The organism is Mycobacterium sp. EPa45 (assembly GCF_001021385.1).
In the GTDB taxonomy this organism is placed as follows: domain Bacteria; phylum Actinomycetota; class Actinomycetes; order Mycobacteriales; family Mycobacteriaceae; genus Mycobacterium.
Genome location: NZ_CP011773.1, coordinates 3,602,959 through 3,619,601, shown reverse-complemented (window position 1 = coordinate 3,619,601; position 16,643 = coordinate 3,602,959). Strand labels below are relative to the sequence as shown.

General features: G+C 66.5%; 14 protein-coding genes. 13 read left to right on the top strand and 1 reads right to left on the bottom strand.

From position 1 onward, the window contains the following. Positions 1–181: 181 nt before the first annotated feature. The 13 genes from AB431_RS17360 to dtd all read left to right on the top strand — a co-directional run bounded on the left by AB431_RS17360 (position 182) and on the right by dtd (position 15,327). Positions 182–1,027: an SDR family NAD(P)-dependent oxidoreductase gene (locus AB431_RS17360; RefSeq protein ID WP_047330981.1), complete on the top strand. Its 846-nt coding sequence runs from the start codon at positions 182–184 to the stop codon at positions 1,025–1,027. A 12-nt stretch (positions 1,028–1,039) separates the two neighbouring features. Then, positions 1,040–2,401, top strand: a complete 1,362-nt coding sequence (locus AB431_RS17355; protein ID WP_047330980.1) for an SRPBCC family protein — start codon at positions 1,040–1,042, stop codon at positions 2,399–2,401. 70 nt (positions 2,402–2,471) lie between these two features. Beyond that, positions 2,472–4,313, top strand: coding sequence for an NAD(P)/FAD-dependent oxidoreductase (locus AB431_RS17350; RefSeq protein ID WP_047330979.1), 1,842 nt, complete (start codon positions 2,472–2,474; stop codon positions 4,311–4,313). Continuing rightward, positions 4,314–5,228 (top strand): SDR family NAD(P)-dependent oxidoreductase, encoded by a 915-nt coding sequence (locus AB431_RS17345; RefSeq protein ID WP_047330978.1) that lies wholly within the window; start codon positions 4,314–4,316, stop codon positions 5,226–5,228. It abuts the gene before it with no gap. Then, a complete protein-coding gene (locus tag AB431_RS17340) occupies positions 5,225–6,403 on the top strand; it encodes a CaiB/BaiF CoA-transferase family protein (protein WP_047330977.1) in 1,179 nt (392 codons plus the stop codon). Before AB431_RS17345 ends, AB431_RS17340 begins: the two co-directional genes overlap by 4 nt. Before the next feature lie 112 nt (positions 6,404–6,515). Continuing rightward, positions 6,516–7,670, top strand: coding sequence for an acyl-CoA dehydrogenase family protein (locus AB431_RS17335; protein ID WP_047330976.1), 1,155 nt, complete (start codon positions 6,516–6,518; stop codon positions 7,668–7,670). Positions 7,671–7,675: 5 nt separating this feature from the next. Next, positions 7,676–8,593 (top strand): acyl-CoA dehydrogenase family protein, encoded by a 918-nt coding sequence (locus AB431_RS17330; protein WP_047333523.1) that lies wholly within the window; start codon positions 7,676–7,678, stop codon positions 8,591–8,593. Further along, positions 8,590–9,507, top strand: coding sequence for a Gfo/Idh/MocA family protein (locus AB431_RS17325; protein ID WP_047330975.1), 918 nt, complete (start codon positions 8,590–8,592; stop codon positions 9,505–9,507). Before AB431_RS17330 ends, AB431_RS17325 begins: the two co-directional genes overlap by 4 nt. Continuing rightward, positions 9,504–10,679 carry an acyl-CoA dehydrogenase family protein gene (locus AB431_RS17320; protein WP_047330974.1) on the top strand — a complete coding sequence of 392 codons (1,176 nt, stop codon included), beginning with the start codon at positions 9,504–9,506 and terminating at the stop codon, positions 10,677–10,679. The genes AB431_RS17325 and AB431_RS17320 overlap by 4 nt, the downstream gene beginning before the upstream one ends. A gap of 25 nt (positions 10,680–10,704) precedes the next feature. Beyond that, positions 10,705–11,655 carry an acyl-CoA dehydrogenase family protein gene (locus AB431_RS17315; protein WP_047330973.1) on the top strand — a complete coding sequence of 317 codons (951 nt, stop codon included), beginning with the start codon at positions 10,705–10,707 and terminating at the stop codon, positions 11,653–11,655. A gap of 19 nt (positions 11,656–11,674) precedes the next feature. Continuing rightward, positions 11,675–13,390, top strand: a complete 1,716-nt coding sequence (locus AB431_RS17310; protein WP_047330972.1) for a thiamine pyrophosphate-binding protein — start codon at positions 11,675–11,677, stop codon at positions 13,388–13,390. A 38-nt stretch (positions 13,391–13,428) separates the two neighbouring features. After that, positions 13,429–14,865, top strand: a complete 1,437-nt coding sequence (locus AB431_RS17305) for an aldehyde dehydrogenase family protein (protein WP_047330971.1) — start codon at positions 13,429–13,431, stop codon at positions 14,863–14,865. Positions 14,866–14,895: 30 nt separating this feature from the next. After that, complete coding sequence (gene dtd / locus AB431_RS17300) at positions 14,896–15,327, top strand: D-aminoacyl-tRNA deacylase (protein ID WP_047330970.1); 432 nt, start codon at positions 14,896–14,898, stop codon at positions 15,325–15,327. Here the strand turns inward: dtd and AB431_RS17295 are convergent. After that, a complete protein-coding gene (locus tag AB431_RS17295; RefSeq protein WP_047330969.1) occupies positions 15,305–16,624 on the bottom strand; it encodes an MFS transporter in 1,320 nt (439 codons plus the stop codon). The two genes, dtd and AB431_RS17295, sit on opposite strands and share 23 nt — an antisense overlap. Positions 16,625–16,643: the final 19 nt, after the last annotated feature.

Sequence of the window (16,643 nt, the reverse complement as noted above, 5' to 3'; positions counted from 1 at the left end):
CAGAAGGATGCGGCGACTTCTCTGTCACGGCGTGACCGTACCAAGCAGATTTAGTCCAGACAATAGTCGCCAGATGACTTGGCCGAGACCCTTGACGCTGCTATAACTGCTGCGGAATCATGTTCTCCAGCCAGCAGAGTCCAGATAATTGTCCGGACAAAACTGCAACCGAAAGCAGGGTATGACGGATCTCCTCAGGCTCGACGGCCGCATCGTGGTGGTCTCGGGCGCCGGAGGCGGCGGCATCGGAACGGCCGTGACCGCGATGGCGGCGCGCGCCGGTGCGACCGTCGTGGCGGTCAGCCGTTCCCAGGAAAATCTCGACGCCCACATCGGGCCGCTGGTCGCCGAGGGACTGCGGATCGTCCCGGTGATGGCCGATGCCGCCACCGACGACGGGATCGACGCCGTGCTGGACACGGTGCGTCGTACCGACGGGCGCTTGTACGGCTTGGTCAACATCGCCGGCGGTGCCGCACCCTCGACGTGGATGCCGGCCACCCGGGTCAGCCGCGCCGATTGGCGCGAGTTGTTCACCGCCAACCTCGAGACGATGTTCTTCATGAGCCAGGCGGTGGCAGCCGAGATACGGGCAACGGGCGGACCCGGATCGATCGTCTCGGTCTCGTCGATCAGCGGGATGAACACCGCGCCTTTCCACATCGGCTACGGCACCGCCAAAGCCGCGATCGTGGCGGCCACCCGGACGATGGCGGTCGAACTCGCGCTTGACGACATCCGGGTCAACGCCGTCGCACCCGGGGTGACCGAGACCGCCGCGTCGCGCACCTATGTCGACCCCGATCCTGAACGCGACCAGGCGGCCATCGCGATGGGCCGGCGGGGGCGCCCCGAGGAACAGGCCGGCGCGATCCTGTTCCTGCTCTCCGACTTGTCCAGCTACATCACCGGCCAGACGCTGCTCGTCGATGGCGGTCTGGATCTGCGGTGGAGTCACCTGCGTGCCGACAACACGTCGTTGTTCCTGAAGGATGACGACTTCCGCCGCGAAATCAGCAGGCCCTGAAAGGATTTGAGGATGGGCGAAGTGGAGAGTGTCGAAGAACTCGCGGAGCCGATGACCATCGGCGTCGAGGCCTACATCTCGCCGGAGTACGCCCGCGCCGAACGCGACAAGCTGTGGCGCAAGGTATGGCAGCAAGTCGGCCGGGTGGAGGAGCTTCCCGAGGTCGGCAGCTATCTGACCTACGACATCCTCGACGACTCGATCATCGTGGTGCGCACCGGCCCCGATGAGTTCGCCGCACACCACAACGTCTGCATGCACCGCGGCCGCCGGCTCATTGACACCCCGTCCGGTGCGAAACACGCTGTCGGACGGGCGCGTAAGTCGTTCGTCTGCGGCTTCCACGGCTGGACCTATGGACTCGACGGTGCCTGCACCCACATCCGTGAAGAGGCCGACTGGAAGGGTGCACTGAACCCCGGCAACACCCGCCTTCGGCCGGTGAACGTGGACACCTGGGGTGGCTGGCTGTGGATCAACATGGATCCCGACAGCGAGCCGTTGGCGGACTTCCTGTTCCCGGCCGCCAAGATCCTCGACCCGTTCGGGTTGGAGAACATGCGGTGCAAGTGGCGCAAGTGGGTTCACTTCGACTGCAACTGGAAAGTCGCCCTGGAGGCGTTCAACGAGACCTATCACGTGTTCACCACCCACCCGGAGTTCAACAAGTTCGGTGAGTTCAAGGGCTGGGCGAAAGCGCAGGGCCGGCACAGCAACATCGGCTATGACGCGCCCGCCGACATGGCTGAAACCAAGTCGAAGATCCGGCTGGGCACCGGCGATCCGCGGATCTCCACCGCGGAAATGCAGTTGTACACCATGGAGGAAACCAACGCCACCACCACGCAGACGCTGGTCGCGGCCGCACTGCGGCTGGTCGACGAACTGCCCGAGGGCACACCGGCTGACAAGGTGCTCGAGCACTGGTTGGCCTCGGCGCGCCGTGACGACGAGGCACGCGGGGTGATCTGGCCGATCATTCCCGCCGACATTCTGGGCCAGAGCGGCACCGCATGGCAGCTGTTCCCCAATTTCCAGATCGGCCAGGGTCTGACCAGCGCACTGTGCTACAGCGCGCGGCCCGACCCTGGCTACGATCCGGACAAGTGCATCTTCGAGGTGTCGGTGTTCGAGCTCTACCCGAAAGGCGCGGAGCCGCAGACGGACTGGGAGTACACCCCGGTGGGTGATCCGCGGTGGCGCAGTGTGCTGCCGCAGGACTTCTCCAACATGGCCGCCGTCCAGCAGGGGATGAAATCGTTGGGTTTCCCGGGTACACAACCCAACCCGTACCGCGAGCGCAGCACCGTCAACCTGCATTACCAGCTGTCGAAATACATGGGCACCGGCGAACCCCGCCCGCGCGAACTGTGATTTCGGCGCGATTTGCGCCGCTGAGCCAACGTTTCCGCGCCGAAATCCCTCAAAAGGAGACCAAGAACAGATGACCGTCGAGTGCGGACCCACCCAGACACCGACTGATATCGACATCGACGCCCTGCGGGAGAAGTACCGCGTCGAGCGGGAGAAGCGCCTGCGCCCCGAGGGTTCCGCGCAGTATCTGGAGCTCGACGGCGACTTCGCCGACTTCTACGAAGTCGACCCCTATACGCCCGTGGCACCGCGGGACCCGATCACCGAGGATGTCGACGTGGTGGTGCTCGGTGGCGGTTTCGCCGGGCTGCTCGCGGGCGCCCACCTGAAAAAGGCGGGCGTCGAGGGCATCCGGATCATCGAGATGGCCGGCGACTTCGGTGGGGTGTGGTACTGGAACCGGTTCCCCGGAATCCAGTGCGACAACGACGCGTACTGCTACATCCCGATGCTCGAAGAGCTGGGGTTCATGCCGTCGAAGAAGTTCGCCGACGGCGCCGAGATCTTCCAGCACTGCCGCAACATCGGCAAGCACTTCGGCCTGTACGACGGCGCGCTGTTCTCCACGCAGGTACGCGAATTGCGCTGGGAGGACGAGACGCAACGCTGGCGGATCAGCACCGACCGCGGCGACGACATCCGAGCCCGGTTCGTCGTGATGGCGCAAGGCTCCTACAACCGGCCGAAACTGCCCGGCATCCCGGGCATCAAGGACTTCAGCGGACATGTTTTCCACTCCGCGCGCTGGGACTACGACTACACCGGCGGCAACGCCGACGGAAACTTGCACAAGTTGGCCGACAAGCGCGTCGCCTTGGTGGGTACCGGCGCCACCGGCATCCAGCTGGTTCCGCATCTGGGCCGCGATGCCAAGGAACTCTTCGTCTTTCAGCGCACCCCGTCATCGGTCGATGCGCGCACGAACCCGCCCACCGATCCGGCCTGGGCCGCGTCGCTACAGCCGGGCTGGCAGGAGGAGCGCAAACGCAACTTTCACAACTGGTCGCCGTTCGTCGGCGTGGTGTTCGGGGAACCGGACCTGGTGTGCGACTTCTGGACCGAGCTCGGGCGAAACCTCACCGCCCGGATCGCGGCCAGCGAAGATCCTGCGTCGGTGTCGATCGAACAGATCATGGCGTTCCGCGAGGAGGAGGACTACAAGATCATGGAGCGGCTGCGCCGCCTCGTAGCCCAGATCGTCGAGGATCCGGCCACCGCCGAGGCGCTCAAGCCGTACTACCGCTTCATGTGTAAGCGGCCGACGTCCAGTGAGCATTACCTGGCGACGTTCAACCGCCCCAATGTGACGCTCGTCGACGTGTCGGCGTCCAAGGGTGTGGAGCGGCTGACCGAGAAGGGGATCGTCGCGAACGGAGTGGAGTACGAGGTCGACTGCGTGATCTTCGCGAGCGGTTTCGAGATCTCCACCGAGATCAGCCGCCGCTTCGCAATCGACGCCATCGTGGGTCGCGATGGGCTGTCGCTGTTCGACCACTGGCACGAGTCGTACAAGACACTGCACGGCATGACCAGCCGCGGCTTCCCGAACCAGTTCTTCATGGGCTTCATCCAGGGTGGCGTCTCGGCCAACACCACGGCGATGTTCGAGCAGCAGGCCAAGCACATCGCCTACCTGATCGCCGAGGCGCAGAACCGCGGCGCGACCACCGTCGAGCCCAGCCAGGACGGCCAGGACGCCTGGGTCAGGACGGTCCGCGAGCTTTCCATCGACAACTCCGCGTTCGAACTGTCCTGCACGCCCGGGTATTACAACAACGAGGGCCGCGGCGGCTCGGAGAACAACGGCGCGTTCCTCGGCGACTTCTATTCGCCCGGCTTCTACGCCTTCGACGACCTCCTCGCCGAATGGCGCGCCAAGGGCGATCTCGACGGCCTGGTGCTCGGAAGCTAGATGACGCGAGCACGATTCGACGACCGGGTCGCCGTCATCACCGGCGCCGGCCGGGGACTGGGCCGCGAGTACGCGCTGCTGCTCGCCGGGCTGGGCGCCAAGGTCGTGGTCAACGACTTCGGCGGCGAGCTGACCGGGGAGGGCGCCGACGCCGGGCCGGCTCAGCAGGTCGCCGACGAGATCACCGCTGCCGGTGGCGAGGCGATCGCGTCGTCGGAGTCGGTGGCGACCCCCGCGGGGGGTGAGGCGATTGTCGCCGCGGCGATCGAGGCATACGGTCGCCTGGACGTACTGATTCACAACGCCGGAAACGTCCGGCACGCACCGCTTGCGGACATGACGGCGGAGAATTTCGACGCGGTTCTCGACGTTCACCTGCGCGGTGCTTTTCACGTTGTCCGCGCGGCCTTTCCGCTGATGTGTCGGGCCGGCTACGGCCGGGTGGTTCTCACGTCCTCGATCGGTGGCGTGTACGGCAATCACGGGGTGGCCAACTACGCCGCCGCCAAGGCCGGCGTGATCGGATTGTCGAACGTCGTCGCCTTGGAGGGCGCCGAACACGGGGTGCGCTGCAATGTCATCGTTCCGGCGGCGGTGACCAGAATGGCCGAAGGAATCGACACGTCGGGCTACCCGCCGATGGGTCCCGAGCTGGTCGCTCCGGTGGTCGGGTGGCTGGCGCACGAAACCTGTTCGGTCACCGGGGAAATTCTCACCGCGATCGCCGGGCGGGTGGCCCGGGTCGCGGTCGTCGAGTCGGCCGGGGTCTACCAGCCGGCGTGGACGGTCGACGATGTGGGTGCCCGCATCGACGAGATCCGGGACCTCGGTGAGCAACTCAGCTTCCCGGTGGTCCCCGACGGACACAACGCGCACATCGGCCACAGCTTCGCAATGGCAAGGGGCACAGCATGAACAGCGGCGGGCCGCGGGCTTCGAAGAGCACCGGCCCGCTGACCGGGATCCGGGTGGTCGACCTCACCGCGATGGTGATGGGCCCCTATTGCACCCAGATCCTGGCCGACATGGGCGCCGACGTCATCAAGGTCGAGCCACCGGCCGGTGACGACACCCGCTACGTCTCGGTCGGCCCGGCGCCGGGGCTCAGTGGGGTATTCGTCAATGTCAACCGGGGCAAACGCAGCGTGGTGCTTGATCTTCGCTCAGACGCGGGGCGAGCGGCGCTGCGCGCGCTGATCGCGGGCGCCGATGTGTTCATCCACTCGATGCGCGCGAAGGCGATCACCAAGCTCGGGTTCGCTTACGAAGACGTCGCGGCCATCAACCCGTCGATCGTCTACACGAACTGCTACGGGTACGGCCGCCGTGGCCCCGACCGCGACCGTCCGGCATACGACGACACCATCCAGGCCGAATGCGGTCTGCCCGCCGTGCAGGCCGAGCTGACCGGTGAAGCCAACTACGTCGCCACGATCGTCGCGGACAAGGTTGCCGGACTCACCGCGGTGTATGCGACGACGATGGCGCTGTTCCACCGCGAGCGCACCGGTGAAGGCCAAGAGGTCGAGGTCGCGATGTTCGAGACGATGGCCTCGTTCATGCTCGTCGAACACGCCAACGGGGCGATGTTCGACCCGCCTCTTGGGCCCGCGATGTACCACCGGACCGTCGCGCCGAATCGAAAGCCCTACCGCACCAAGGACGGCTACATCTCGGCGCTGATCTACAACGACCGGCACTGGGCCAGCTTCATCAATGCCGTCCAGCCCGCGTGGAACACCGAGCGTTACGCCACACTCACGGCGCGGGCCGCGGAAATCGACACCGTGTACTCACTGGTGGCGCAGACGATGACCGAGCGCACCACCGCCGAGTGGCTGAGATTGTTCGTCGAGCTGGAGATTCCGGCCGCACCGCTGAATTCGCCGCAGCAATTGTTCGACAACGAACAGCTCAATGCGGTCGGCTTCTTCGAAACGGTGCCCAGCCCGCAGGGACCCGTCCGGATGCCCGGTGTGCCGACCTGGTTCTCCCGGACCCCGGGTCGCATCGCCGGGCCGACACCCGAACTGGGCGCCGACACCGCCGAGGTGCTGGCCGAGCTCGGCCTGGAAGTGGAGAGCGCATGAGCCCGCGCCGGCGACGATGCAGAGCGAGGTACCAGCGATGGGGAGGAGCGGCGCATGGGCCCGCGCCGGCGACGATGCAGAGCGAGGTACGAGCGATGGGGAGGAGCGGCGCATGGGCCTGAGCTTTGATATGGGTGCGTCCGCGGCGGATTTGCGCTCGCAGCTGCGGGGTTTGGTGAAAGAACATGTCCCCGAAGACTTTCTCGGGGCCTTCACCGATGACCCCGCAGATCTGGATGTGGCACAAAGCTTTTGCCGGACGCTGGCCGAGCACGAGTTGCTCTGCCCGGCCTGGCCGGCGGAGTTCGGCGGTCGCGGCGTCTCGGTGTGGGAGCAGACCGTGGTCCGCGAGGAGATGTGGGCGCACCATGAGCCGCGCGGCGCCCAGTACATGGGGGTGAACTGGGTCGGGCCCATCATCATGCGGCACGGCACCGAAGACCAGCAGCGCAAGCATCTCCCGGCCATCGCCCGTGGTGAAGTGATTTGGTGTCAGGGCTTTTCCGAGCCCGAGGCGGGAAGCGACCTGGCGTCCTTGCGCACCACGGCGCGCCGGGACGGCGACAGCTGGTTGGTGAGCGGTCAGAAGATTTGGACGTCCTACGCGACGATGGCGCAGTGGTGCTTCTTGCTCGCGCGGACGACGAAGGGTGAGAAGAAGCAGCAGGGCCTGACGATCTTCCTGGTGCCGATGGACGATCCCGCGATTCAGGTCCGCCCGATCCGCGCCATGTTGGGCCCGCATCATCTCAACGAGGTGTTCTTCGACGATCTGCGGGTCACCGAGGCGGACGTGCTCGGCACGGTCGATGAGGGCTGGTCGATCGTGCAGGAGGTGACCTCCTTCGAACGGGTCGGAATCGCGCGTTATGCGCGGTGCGAACGGCTGCTTGCGGCCGCGCCGGCGGTGCTCGGCGACCGCTGGGACGACGTACCCGCTGAGCTGCGCGGTAGGTGGGTGCGGATGCTGACGCACTGCCGCCGTGCGCGTCTGATGGCCTATCGCATCGTGGAGCTCCAGAGCAGCGGGCGAGTCCGCCCCGGCGACGCCGCCGCGTACCGTATCGCGGTCACCAAGCTGGATCAGGACAGCGCAGAGGTGCTGATGGATATCGCAACCGAAGTGTCACACGACGATCCGCGCGCGGGATGGTTCCTCGCGGAGGTCGACGACCATTGGAAGTACTCGCAGGCCTCGACGGTGTCGTCCGGCAGCATCGAGATGCAGCGCATCTTGCTCTCGCGTTCCCTGCTGGCGGCGAAATGACCGGGATGGTGCTGGACCTCAGCGAGGACGCCAGAGAGTTCGGGCTTGCGGCACTTCGGGCTTTCGAGGCCGCGGGCGGTGACCAGCTCGTGCAGCATGCGGAGGCCAAACCAGCCATCCGGGAGTCCCTCGTCGGCCCGATCCTCGCGGGTCTGGGCGCCTGGGAACTCGACCCGCGCAACGATGCCGACGGGCTGGAAGCCGCCGCGGCCCTTTGTCGCAGCGCGGGCTACTGGGCGGTGCCCTACCCGGTGGCCGAGCGTCTGGCCGCCCCCACCGACCTCGACGTCGACGGCCTGTTGGTCGTGGCCGATGTCCGGCCGTCGGCCGCTGTGGCCGGCCTCGGATCCCGCTGGGCTGCCGTGACGCTGGCTGGTGTACGTAGCCAGGTGATCGGCCAGGAGGCGAGCGGCCCGGCCTTCGTCACCGAGCTTGAGCTGTCGGCGATCGACGACAACGGCGCGGGGGACGTCGCCCTGGCGTTGACGCTGCAGTGTTGGACGTTGCTCGGGATGTTGGATCGTGCGATCGAGCTGACCGTTGCACACGTGAGCCTGCGCAAGCAGTTCGGTCAGACGTTGTCGGCATTCCAGAGCGTGCAGTTCCAGCTCACCGAGGCCGAGGTCGAGCGCAGCGGATTGGACATTCTCGCCAAGTACACGCTCTGGAGCATCGGGACCGGCGACGCCGAGGCGCTCAATGATGCTCTCGCCCTGAGAATGTCGGCGATCGAAGCCGCGGAGGTCGTCTTCCGGGTGTGCCATCAGTTGCACGGCGCGGTCGGGTTCTGCGACGAGACGACTCTGTCGTGGCTCTCGCGGTACAGCCAGCCGCTGCGGCGGCTGCCCTCGGGCGTGTCCGCGACGCGGGATCTGCTGACTCGCCGGGTCGGCGCGGCCGGACTGAAAGGACTCTTCGCATGAAGGTCGTGGTGATCGGCACCGGCTTCGGAAAGCACGCCGCCGCGCCGGTGTACTCCAGTCTCGGCCTCGACGTCGAGGTGATCAGCCCACGTGATGTCACCGCCGTGCAGAAGGCGATCGCCTCGGACGTTGATTTGGTCTCGGTCCACTCGCCGCCGTTCCTGCACGTCGATCATGTGAACGCCGCGATCGATCGCGGGCACCCGGTGTTGTGCGACAAGCCGTTCGGCCGCAACGCCGCCGAGGCCGAGGCGATGCGTGACCGCGCGCGGGAAGCCGGGGTGCTGCACTTCCTGAACTTCGAGTTTCGCTTCAACGAGGCGTGGGCGAGGCTCAAGCAGCTGGCCGACGACGGAACGATCGGTACACCAGTGCATTTGAACTGGACGTTCTACGGGAGCGGAATGCGTGGCCGTGACTACGGCTGGATCAACGACCGCGAGCGCGGCGGCGGCTGGATCGGCGCCTACGGCTCTCACCTGATCGACTTCACCCGGTGGTTGTTCAACAGCGAGGTGGCCGAGTGCGGCGGAGTGACGCGTATCGAGGGGTCGCCGCCCGGGGCAACGGCCGAGGATGCGTACTCGGCATGGTTCACGATGACCAACGGCTGCACCGCCGCGCACGACACCGGCTTCGCCGGGGCGGTTCCCCTCGTGCCGCGCGCGACGCTGCTCGGCAGTGCGGGCTCCATTGAACTGACCGCTGACACGACACTCGCGGTGTATCGGCCCGGCGAGGATCCGCAGACGTTCGAATTTCCACCTGCGCCACGGCGTTCGCCGCCTCCTGCGTTGTCGTCGTTCCTCGGCAAGGTCGTCGAGGCGGTACGGGCCGGCACCCAGATCGCTCCGTCGTTCGAGGACGGTGTCGCGGTGGCCCACGCGATGGACCGGCTGCGGGCCACGTCATGACGTGCCTGGACGACTTCCGGGCGGACGTCCGGGCGTGGTGTGAGGCCCATGTGCCGAGCGATTGGCGGACCACTCAAACCGGCGCCTCCGACGCCGAATTCGTCGCCTTTCAGAAGGCGTGGCTCGCCGAACTGCACGCCGCCGGTTACGCGGTGCCGCACTGGCCGGCGCAGTGGGGTGGCGGCATGCCGGTGGATCAGCAGATCGCGCTGTACTCCGAACTCGCCGCGCATGACGCCCCGCGACTGGTCCTTGCCTTCGTCGGCATCCACCACGCCGCATCCACCTTGCTGGTCGCGGGCACCGAGGAACAGCGCCAGCGTCATCTGCCTGCGATCCTGGCCGGCGAGATCTGGGTGCAGGGCTTTTCCGAGCCCGAAGCGGGTTCCGATCTGGCGAGCCTTCGCACCACCGCCCGGCGTGTCGACGACACCTACGTGGTGAACGGTCAAAAGATCTGGGCCAGTGGGGGAATGCACGCCGACTGGTGTCTGTTGCTGGCCCGCACCGATCCCGATGCCCCGAAACGGCGAGGGATCTCCTACTTCCTGCTGGACATGACCACGCCGGGTATCGATGTTCGGCCGATCCGCAACGCCGTCGGCGAATCACACTTCTGCGAAATCTTCCTCGACGATGTGGTGATCCCGGCGGCCAACCTGATCGGCGCCGAGAACGAAGGCTGGCAGGTTGCGCAAGCGACCTTGGGCGCCGAGCGCGGAATGACGATGCTGGAGTTGGCCGAGCGACTCGGCAACGCGGGCTTCCGCTGGCTGGTGCAGGCGTGCCAGCCGATCGAGGATGCCCTGGTCGCCGACCGGCTGGCGCAGTTCGAGATCGAGATCGCCGGGCTGCGCGGGTTGTGCCGGGACCTGGTGCTTGGCCATGACAACGGAGGTGTCGGAGCCGCGGACGCCTCAGTGGTGAAGTTGTTCTACAGCGAACTGCTGCAGCGGATGACCGATTTCGGCGCCGAGACCGGCGGCCTGGCCGCCCACACCGCGCTCACCAAGCCCGCTTCCAGCGGCTGGGAGTCCGGGTCGTGGATGCTGGACTTCATCGGTTCCTGGGAGTGGACCATTCCCGGTGGCGCGAGCGAGATACAGCGCACCATCATCGCCGAGCGCGGCCTCGGGTTGCCGCGCGAACCCAGTCCGAGCGGGGCCTTGTGAGACCGCGAGAATCAGGCAGGGCGTGATGGCCGACTATTCCGAATTTCATGCCGAGCTGCGGTCCGTGGCCGGTGACCTGCTCGCGAAGGAACGCGCCGTCGACTGGGCGGTTATCGCGGACGCGGGCTGGACCGGTTTGGAAGTGCCCGAGCACCTCGGCGGCGCAGGTGCGACGTTCGCCGAGGCCGCCGTCATCTGCGAAGAGATGGGCCGCGCGGCCAGCGCCACCAGCTTCCTCGGCGGTGCCGTGCTGGCCGCCGGAGTGCTGAACAGCCTGCAGCCCAGCGATCTTCGGGACGAATTGCTCGCCGATATCGCTTCCGGCGCCACCCGGGTGGCCGTCGCGTTCGAGCCGTTCGACTTCGTGCCCGACGCCGAAGGCGCCGACACGGTCCTCGTGGTCGCCGACGGTGCGGTCCACCGAGCGACCGTGACCGTCACCGGTCAGCCGGTGCTCGACGAAACGCGACGGCTGGCCCGCGTGGCCGTCGAACAGCTCTCGGAACCAATGGCTTTCGCCGACGAACCCCAGTCAGCCGTGCGCCGGCTGCACGAACGGTCCGCCGTCGCCGTAGCCTGTGACAGCCTCGGCGTTGCCGAAGCCATGCTCGCCGCGACGGTCGCCTACGTGAAGGTGCGCCAGCAGTTCGACCGGCCGATCGGCTCGTTCCAGGCCGTCAAGCACGCCTGCGCCGACATGTACGTGGCGCTCGCGGTGTCCCGGCAACTGGTGGATGCTGCCGTGCACGCCGTCGCCGAGGACCGGCCCGATGCCGCCGTCGCAGCCGCGATGGCGAAGTCGTACGCCTGCGGCACCGGCGTCGACATCGCGGGCAAGGCCATGCAACTGCATGGCGGTATCGGCTACACGTGGGAGAGCGGCATCCACGTCTACCTCAAGCGCGCCGCACTGAACCGTTCGCTGTTCGGGTCTCCGGCCGCGCATCGTCAACAACTCGCTCAACGCTATTCATAACGGAATCAAGGAGTTTCGCATGGGTGTACCGGTTTACAAACGCATTCTCGACCTGTTCGAGGCCGAGGGTGTGAACACATTGTTCGGAATCCCCGACCCGAACTTCGTGCACATGTTCACCGAGGCCGATGCTCGCGGCTGGTCGGTCGTGGCGCCGCACCACGAGCTGAGTGCCGGCTTCATGGCCGAGGCGGCCTCCCGGATGACCGGCAAGCCTGGCCTGTGCATCGGCACGCTCGGCCCTGGCATGGCCAATATCGCCGGTGCCATCCAGTGCGCGCTTGTCGAGAACTCACCGGTCATCTTCCTGGGCGGCCAGCGGGCCCGGGTCACCGAGCGGCGGGTCCGGCGCGGTCGCATCCAATTCGTCCAGCAGGAGCCACTTTTCGCCGCGTCGGTGAAATACAGCAGCTCCATCGAGTACGCGGACCAGACCGACGAGATCATCCACGAAGCCATCCGCCGGGCCATGTCCGGAACCCCGGGCCCGACCTACGTCGAGTTCCCGTCGCACGTGATCCTGGAAGAACTCGACGTCGATGCCGCGCCGCCGCCGTCGGCCTACCGGCTGGTCAACCAGGGCGCCGGGAGCCGCGAGGTGGCCGAGGCGGTGAAGCTGATCCGTGCGGCCAAGAGCCCGGTGCTGCTGGTCGGCCACGGCGTGCACACCTCCCGCACCCAGCAGGAGGTCAGGGAACTCGCCGAACTGATGGCCTGCCCGGTGATCCAGACCTCGGGCGGCACGTCGTTCATCCCCGGGCTGCAGGACCGCACCTTCCCGTATCTGTTCTCTCCGGCTGCCAACGAGGCCGTCGAGGAATCCGACCTCTGTGTGGCGTTGGGAACCGAGCTCGGCGAGCCCATGCACTACGGCAAGACTCAGCACTGGGCCGCCAACAATGCGAATCGCAAGTGGGTGATGGTCGAGCAGGATCCGACCGCGATCGGCGTCAACCGGCCGGTCGACGTGGCGCTGGTCGGTGACCTTCGCGGCGTGGTGCCGCAGCTGGTCGAGGCGCTGCGAGACAACCCGCGTGCGCCGTCGGACAATCTCGATGCGCTGGTGAAGGCGGACGCCGCCGAGCTTGCCCGGGTGGCCGAGGAGGCACCGTCCGGACGCTCGCCGATCCACCCGGCTCGCTACGTCGTCGAGGCCACCAAGGCATTCGACGAGTACACCGACGACGGCATCATGGTGCGCGACGGCGGTGCGACCGTGATCTTCCAATGGACGTACTCGCAGACCAAACCCCGCGATGTGATCTGGAACCAGAACTTCGGACACCTCGGCACGGGTCTGCCGTACGCCGTGGGCGCCTCGGTCGCAGAGGGCGGCAAGCGCCCGGTCATGTTGCTGACCAGTGACTCGGCGTTCCTGTTCCACATCGCCGAACTGGAGACCGCGGCGCGGCAGAACCTGCCGCTGGTGTGCGTGGTCGGCGTGGACCACCAATGGGGTCTCGAAGTGGGTGTCTACAAGCGCACCTTCGAGCAGCCGTCGCCACAGCCCGGCGTGCACTGGAGCAAGGACGTCCGGATGGACAAGATCGCCGAGGGCTTCGGCTGCCACGGCGAGTATGTCGAAAAGGAAGAGGAGATCGGGCCGGCGATCGCTCGCGCCTACGCGAGTGGCAAAGTCGGCGTGGTGCACGTGTGCATCGACCCGAAGGCCAACTCCGAGGAGATGCCCAAGTACGACCGATTCCGGACCTGGTACGCCGAAGGCACCCAATAACGACCACGGGCGGGCAAGGATTTAGGAGGATGATAGCCATGCGCGAATATCTGAAGTTCTACATCGATGGCCAATGGGTTGATCCGGTCGAGCTGAGGACCCTCGACGTCGACAACCCGACGCTCGAGCAGGTCGGCGGCAAGATCGCCATCGGCTCCGAGGCCGATGTGGACAAAGCGGTCAAGGCCGCCCGTAAAGCGTTCAACACCTGGTCGCAGTCCACGCGCGAGGAACGCCTCGACGTGTTGGAGGCGGTGCTGGCGGAGTACCAGAAGCGGACCGGCGACCTCGCCGACGCGGTGCACGAGGAGATGGGCGCACCGCCGGCACTGGCCGGCGGCTCGCAGGTGATGATGGGCATGCTTCAGCTGTCCACCGCCATCGATGTGCTGAAGAACTACTCCTTTGAGGAGCAGAAGGGCGCCACCCTGGTGGCCAAGGAACCGATCGGTGTCTGTGGGCTGATCACACCGTGGAACTGGCCGATCAACCAGATCGCCTGCAAGGTGTTCCCGGCGCTGGCCGCCGGCTGCACCATGGTGCTCAAGCCCTCGGAGGTCGCGCCGTTCAGCGGGCAGATCTTCACCGAGGTCATGGACGCGGCGGGATTGCCTGCCGGGGTCTACAACATGGTCTTCGGTGACGGGCCGGGCGTCGGCGCTGCGCTGTCAAGCCATCCCGGCATCGACATGGTGTCGTTCACCGGATCCACGCGGGCGGGCATCGAGGTCGCGCGCAACGCCGCGCCGACGGTCAAGCGGGTGGCCCAGGAACTCGGCGGCAAGAGCCCGAACATCGTGCTCGACGACGAGGCCTTCGCGCAGAGCGTCGCGGCCGGCGTTTCGGTGATGATGGTGAACTCCGGGCAGAGCTGCAACGCACCGTCGCGCATGCTCGTGCCGAACTCGCGGCTCGACGAGGCGGTCACGGTGGCCCGCGCGACCGCCGAAGGCGTCAAAGTCGGTGACTTGTCTGATAATTCGGCGATCGGACCGGTGGCCTCGAAGGTGCAGTTCGAGAAGGTCCAGGGCCTGATCCAGAAGGGTATCGAGGAGGGCGCGACGGTGGTCGCCGGCGGCCCCGGCCGCCCCGAGGGGTTGGACACCGGGTACTACGTGCGCCCGACGGTGTTCGCCGACGTCAACAACGACATGACGATCGCCCGCGAGGAGATCTTCGGGCCGGTGGTGTGCATCCTCGGTTACGACGACCTGGATCAGGCGATCGAGATCGGCAACGACACCGACTACGGGCTCTACGGCTACGTTTCGGGAGCCGACCTGGATCAGGCCCGCGGCCTGGCCCGCCGGATCCGGGCCGGCACGGTGACCATCAATCACGCATTCGACATCACCGCGCCGTTCGGCGGTTACAAGCAGAGCGGTAACGGCCGCGAATGGGGCGAAGAGGGCCTCGACGAGTTCCTTGAATCGAAGGCCATTCTGGGCTATGCGCCGGCCGGCACGGGGGAGTAGCGCGGACACCACGCATTAGCATCGGCACCTATGCGAGTGCTGGTGCAGCGGGTCACCTCGGCGTCGGTATCGGTGACTGGCGACGTGGTCGGCGCAATCCGGCCGTCCGGGCAGGGTCTGCTGGCTCTGGTCGGCGTCACCCATTCCGACACCGACGCCGTTGCTCGCCGGATGGCTGAAAAGCTCTGGCAGTTGCGGATTCTCGACGATGAGCGGTCGGCCGCCGACGTCGGCGCGCCGATCCTGGTGATCAGTCAGTTCACGCTGTATGCCAACACTGTGAAGGGCCGCAGGCCGAGCTGGAACGCCGCGGCGCCGGGCGCGGTGGCCGAACCGCTCGTCACGGTGTTCGCCGGTGCGCTGCGGGAATTGGGCGCCCACGTCGAAACCGGGGTGTTCGGCGCTGACATGCAGGTCGAGTTGGTCAACGACGGCCCGGTCACACTGCTGCTGGAGTTGTGACTCCCAGCGTCTGCAGCGGTTTGCCCGCGGTCTCGCGCAGCGTCAGTACCGTCGCCAGCGACACCACCGAGGCGATGATCACGTAAATCGCTGCGGCGTAGGAGTTACCGGTGCGAGCAGCCAGCAGGGTGACAACGTAGGGCGTGGTGCCGCCGAAGACGGCGACCGAGACGTTGTAGCCGATCGACAGTCCGCTGTAGCGCAAGCGGGTGGCGAACAACTCGGCGGCGACCGCCAGCGATACCGAGACGAACACCGCCTCGATGGCGGCCAACAGGCAGTGGGCTCCGACGGCGTAGGGCAGCGATCCTGAATTCAGCATCAAGAAGGCCGGATAGGACAGCACCACGAAGCCGACCGCACCGGCGATCAGCAACGGACGCCGTCCGATCCGGTCGGATAACGCCGCCAGAGGCAGGATGAGGACCAGCGCGACGACGCTCGCCGTGGTGATCGAGACGAACGACGCCGTCTTGGAGAAGTGCAGGGTCTTGATGAAATAGGTTGGCAGATAGGTGAACACGACGTAGAAGGCGACGTTGTGGATGATCATGAGCCCGATGACCTGCAGGATCGGCGCCCATGCCGTGGTGACGGCCTCCCGCAGCGGAGATGCGGCGACCTCGTCGGCCGCCGACAGTTCGGCGAACGCGGGGGTGTCCTGGAGGCGCAGCCGGATGTAGAGACCGACGAGGCCGAGCGGGCCGGCCAGCAGGAACGGTATCCGCCACCCGTAGCTCTCCATCGCACCGGTGGGAAGCAGCGTCGTTAGCAGAGTCACCGTCACCGAGCCCACCAGAAAGCCCAACACGGCAGACCAGACCAGGAACCCGACCACGAGTCCACGCCGGCGATCGGTCGAAAATTCAGCGAGATAGCATGCGCCGCCGCCATATTCGCCGCCGGAGGAGAAGCCCTGCAGGCAGCGCAACAGCAGCAGCAGGAACGGGGACGCCACGCCGACGGAAGCGTAAGTGGGCAACAAGCCGATCAATAGTGTCGAGCCGGACATCAACAGGATCACCAGGGCCAGCACCCGCTGGCGGCCGATGCGATCACCCAGCGGACCGAAGAAGAACCCACCCAGCGGCCGCATGAAGAAGGCGGCGGCGAAGATCGCGAACGTGTTCAACAGCGCGGCTGTTTCATTGCCGGGCGGAAAGAACTTGACCGAGATGATGGTGGCGAGGAAGCCGTAGATCGCGAAGTCGTACCACTCCACGGCGTTTCCGATCGACGCTCCGACGATGACCCGGCGAAGGGGCGATGTGTTCGCTATCTGCTCATCGGTGGGCAATGTTTCTCTCCTGCAATCA

What these genes read in the sequence shown, in the direction of transcription:
- AB431_RS17360 (WP_047330981.1), top strand. Translation starts at nt 182, where the DNA reads ATGACGGATCTCCTCAGGCTCGACGGCCGCATCGTGGTGGTCTCGGGC.
- AB431_RS17355 (WP_047330980.1), top strand. Translation starts at nt 1,040, where the DNA reads ATGGGCGAAGTGGAGAGTGTCGAAGAACTCGCGGAGCCGATGACCATC.
- AB431_RS17350 (WP_047330979.1), top strand. Translation starts at nt 2,472, where the DNA reads ATGACCGTCGAGTGCGGACCCACCCAGACACCGACTGATATCGACATC.
- AB431_RS17345 (WP_047330978.1), top strand. Translation starts at nt 4,314, where the DNA reads ATGACGCGAGCACGATTCGACGACCGGGTCGCCGTCATCACCGGCGCC.
- AB431_RS17340 (WP_047330977.1), top strand. Translation starts at nt 5,225, where the DNA reads ATGAACAGCGGCGGGCCGCGGGCTTCGAAGAGCACCGGCCCGCTGACC.
- AB431_RS17335 (WP_047330976.1), top strand. Translation starts at nt 6,516, where the DNA reads ATGGGCCTGAGCTTTGATATGGGTGCGTCCGCGGCGGATTTGCGCTCG.
- AB431_RS17330 (WP_047333523.1), top strand. Translation starts at nt 7,676, where the DNA reads ATGGTGCTGGACCTCAGCGAGGACGCCAGAGAGTTCGGGCTTGCGGCA.
- AB431_RS17325 (WP_047330975.1), top strand. Translation starts at nt 8,590, where the DNA reads ATGAAGGTCGTGGTGATCGGCACCGGCTTCGGAAAGCACGCCGCCGCG.
- AB431_RS17320 (WP_047330974.1), top strand. Translation starts at nt 9,504, where the DNA reads ATGACGTGCCTGGACGACTTCCGGGCGGACGTCCGGGCGTGGTGTGAG.
- AB431_RS17315 (WP_047330973.1), top strand. Translation starts at nt 10,705, where the DNA reads ATGGCCGACTATTCCGAATTTCATGCCGAGCTGCGGTCCGTGGCCGGT.
- AB431_RS17310 (WP_047330972.1), top strand. Translation starts at nt 11,675, where the DNA reads ATGGGTGTACCGGTTTACAAACGCATTCTCGACCTGTTCGAGGCCGAG.
- AB431_RS17305 (WP_047330971.1), top strand. Translation starts at nt 13,429, where the DNA reads ATGCGCGAATATCTGAAGTTCTACATCGATGGCCAATGGGTTGATCCG.
- dtd (WP_047330970.1), top strand. Translation starts at nt 14,896, where the DNA reads ATGCGAGTGCTGGTGCAGCGGGTCACCTCGGCGTCGGTATCGGTGACT.